The organism is Ochrobactrum soli (assembly GCF_003664555.1).
GTDB lineage: Bacteria > Pseudomonadota > Alphaproteobacteria > Rhizobiales > Rhizobiaceae > Brucella > Brucella teleogrylli.
This window is the reverse complement of record NZ_RCHH01000039.1, coordinates 1-3784: the sequence shown is the minus strand read 5'-3', so window position 1 is coordinate 3784 and position 3784 is coordinate 1. Positions and strand designations below refer to the sequence as shown.

Here is a 3784-nt window from a genome sequence, read left to right as displayed (position 1 = left end):
AGGGGCAGAAACGGAACGGTTTCCTCACTGCTGCGCTCAAGACGAATGTACCGAATGACAAAATGGGAAGGCAAGCCAGTTTTCAAAAACGGGCGAAAAAACGATGTAAGAGCTGGCTCGGGAAATCTGCACAGCTAGGATAACCCGTGTAGCGCTGACAGACTCTAAGGTCGGTATTGTTGAACGCCAAATGCTGAGGCGGATTTAACCGTGTGCGTTGACGACGGCCAAAAAGGCCGGACCGTAGCGTTCGAGCTTGTATCGCCCACACCGGGCATATCGGCCATCTGGGCGCGTGAGGCTGGTCTGACAGTGGCCAGTTCGATCAGTGTGCGATCGTGGAAGATCACATAAGGTGGGACATTTTGCGTGCGCGCTATCTCTAGCCGCTTCTCTCGCAGCGCATGAAAGAGCGCTTCATCTCGCTCCGAAAGGGCGGATGTTACCGATTTTCCACGCGAAACAGTACCACGCGATGGCTTCGATTTCGGCGGGACACGCAACATGAGCGTATGCTTTGTGCGCAAAAACTGCCGACCTGCTTCCGAGATCGACAAACCGCCGTGCCCGGCAAAGTCGACATCGATTAACCTCTGAGCGATCAACTGCCGTATGATCGCACGCCGGGTGTGATTGTCATGCTCGTGGCCGATTCCGAAAGTCGAAATCTGGTCGTGGCCAAAGCGGCTGATGCGCTCATCGTCGACGCCAAGAAGGACATCGACAATATAGGATTGCCCGAACCGCTCCCCGGTTCTGTAAATGCAGGACAATATTTTCTGCGCGGCTATTGTACCATCGAAGAGGGTTGGTGGTTCAGCGCAGGTATCGCAATTGCCGCATGGTTCGCATTGATCACCGAAATAAGAAAGCAGCACCTGTCTGCGACAGTTCGCCGTTTCGGCCAACTGGTTTGGCGCAGCTCGCGGTGAATGGCAGAGGTGAAGCGGTCGCGGGGGAAATGGTGAAGGTTGTAGATCGGGTCGTGAATGGATGCGAAACATTGCAAATGTCGCGTTGACTTGAAGCGCTTCATGCCCCGTTCTTGTCGTCGGATGGGCTGATGAGAATTCTCGGCCCGGTTGTTCAAGCCTTTGTGCTGTCGATGATCACAGACAGTGAGGCCAATGGCGCGGTTGGCAGCACCGTAAGAGCCAAGCTTGTCCGTGGGTGGCCATGACACGGGGAACTGCGCCCTGAACTGACAGCAACTTCCGGATAAAGCGTTTGGCAGCCTTGGTATCGCGACGTTTCTGGACCAGCATTTCAAGCACAAAGCCATCCAGATCAACAGCGCGCCACAGAAAGTGCCGCTCACCATTGATTGTCACGACAGCATCATCAAGATGCCATTTATCACCAAGGCGCGGTGTGCGGCGACGGATTGTATTGGCGTAATCTCGTCCAAACTTTTCAGCCCACTCGCGCACTGTCTTGTGGGTGACGATGATCCCTCTGTATGCCAGCATGTCTTCGACCATGCGAAAGCTCAGCGGAAACCGGAAATACAGCCACACCGCCTCTGCAATAATCCCAGGTGGGAAGCGATGGCGATGATAAAGCGAGGAGCGATTGTCGAGCATGCTCTCTTATCCACCGCTGAGACTTACATCAAAGTTAAGGGTACGGTGCCCTCTGCATGAAATACGGTCGCAGCAGAAAAGTCGCGCCCAGCATACCTGCGATCAGCACGAAAACTGAGACCATGCCGAAACCGGACCATCGTATTAGCATTGTCTAAACTACCTCTGTCTTAGGGAAGATCGAGCGGTAATGACTCTTGCTTCGTCGATGAACAACCCCTTTTCTCGGAGTATCCGAAAAAAACCGGCAAGGTTTAAGATCGGCCGCAGCGCTGGGCGTCTGCGCCAACCCATCCATTGGGCTGGTCGACCCTCGGTACTCTGCGGCACAGGACCTGAAATCCCAGTCCCGCGGGTTGCCCTTCGCTCCCCCAAAAACAAACACCCGCCGCTGGAGGAGCGACGGGTATTTATGGAAAGACCTGACCTTGGGAGGAAGATGTCTGGTCTTAGGTCGCCGAGGAATTGGGAGGAACGGCCTCAGCGACAATCAAAATTTGTTAGCGACCTGAAGCCTGACGAGCTACGGACGAGATTTCCGAAGCCATGATGCCCAGATCGTTCAGTTCATGAGCATTCAGGCGGCTCAGTTCGTTTACGGTGTTACGATAACGGCGCCAGTTGCTGTACGAGCGGATCAGGTTCATTTCTCTCTCCTCAAAAATTTTCTTTTTGTTGCAAGCAGCATATAGGTCCGTATGGTTTCGGACAGAAGCGCCAGTTTCGCATAGCTGACATGCCAATAAGATGGGGTAACGGCTTAAGTCCGTTATGATCGCAGCCAGGCCGAGCGAGAGTTCTCGGATTGTATTAAACCGAATTTCTTGGCTAAAAAGACGTGCGCAACGAATATTTAACCATAACCCGGCGAATACTTATCGGGTCCAATCAGGCTTACGGTATGTCGCGCTTCGCTCCTTTATCCAAATTCACATTGAGTATTGTTGCAATTTCCGGCGTGCTTGTCAGTTCGGGCAAAGCAGCGACGCTTTTCCTTGAATATGAGATAGTGCGACAATCTTTCGAACAGCGCCAACGCCATTCCACGCCGTCTTCCTCAATTGACCGTTCGATCAATGAACTGCTTTTGCAGGTAAAAGATATCCGACCGCCCGCATTAGTGGGGTCAACTGCACCGATCGAAGCGGAACTCGACCAGATGACCACCGGCAGTATCAACCGTACACAACCCGCTCGTCAGGAAATTTCATCGACTTATATTCCAACTGCCGACGACATGGCACCCGCGATAGAAATGCCAAAAGACGTTGGTTCCAAAGAACAGATTGCATCCTATCAGATCATGTTGGACAGGGCTGGCGCGTCGCCTGGCGCAATCGATGGGCGTTCAGGCCGAGTTGGAAAATACCGGCTGACCAGCTTTCAAGGATTACCTCATCACCAATGAAGACGTTGGCAGGCAATTTGTGGCAGAAATCCCTGCCGATTATGCGTTGAAAGCCCAATTGCCAGCAATGGCTTATACCTCAGTCACAGAAATGATTGGTGAGCGGTTTCAAATCGATGAGGGTTTCCTCAAAGAGATCAATCCAGGCGTGAATTTCAATCATCCAGGTTCGGTGATCAAAGTCCCCAATCTCGGCAAAGCTAAACGTACGCCGATTGCCCATATCATAGCAGATAAAGGTCGCAGACAGGTTCGGGGCTATGGGGCAGATGGAAAGCTGAAGGTAGCTTACCCGTCTACGATCGGCTCTTCGGACACCCCTTCCCCTTCGGGCACCGTTCAGGTCAAACGAATAGCGATCAACCCCAATTATACCTACAATCCCAGGATCAACTTCAAACAGGGAGCCAATGAAGGCGTTCTGACGATTCCACCTGGACCAAACGGTCCTGTCGGCACGGTATGGATGGCGCTTTCCAAACCCACTTACGGTATTCATGGCACCCCTGACCCCTCACGCATCGGCAAAACATCGAGCCATGGCTGCGTGCGTCTTACAAACTGGGATGCGGAAGAACTCGCGAAAATCGTTAAACCCGGCGTCATGGTCGTGTTCACGGAATGAACGATCTGAAGCCTGACGAGCAACGGACGGGATTTCCGAAACCATAATTATCCAGATTGTTCCGTCCACGTGTATCTAAAGCATGTCGCTGTTAACCGGATTCGGGATTCCCGTTTGGCTTGATCTGTGATTCACTTGTCTCATGGAAGGAGATGCACCATGGGCAAG

The 3784-nt window shown here is 52.6% G+C and carries 1 protein-coding gene and 3 pseudogenes; 1 reads left to right on the top strand and 3 read right to left on the bottom strand.

Going from position 1 to position 3784, the window contains the following annotated elements; translation table 11 throughout:
• Positions 1-204: 204 nt before the first annotated feature.
• The 3 genes and pseudogenes from D8666_RS23820 to D8666_RS23810 form a co-directional block, all read right to left on the bottom strand.
• Positions 205-908: pseudogene (locus D8666_RS23820) on the bottom strand (RQC domain-containing protein); the annotation flags it as partial.
• An 8-nt stretch (positions 909-916) separates the two neighbouring features.
• Positions 917-1583: pseudogene (locus tag D8666_RS23815) on the bottom strand (IS6 family transposase); the annotation flags it as partial.
• Between the two features lie 500 nt (positions 1584-2083).
• On the bottom strand, positions 2084-2230 hold the full coding sequence (locus tag D8666_RS23810) for a DUF1127 domain-containing protein (protein WP_121539675.1): 147 nt from the start codon (positions 2228-2230) through the stop codon (positions 2084-2086).
• Between the two features lie 572 nt (positions 2231-2802).
• On the opposite strand from D8666_RS23810, the pseudogene D8666_RS23805 reads away from it, so the two are divergent.
• Positions 2803-3616, top strand: a pseudogene (locus tag D8666_RS23805) (L,D-transpeptidase); the annotation flags it as partial.
• Between the last annotated feature and the right edge of the window lie 168 nt (positions 3617-3784).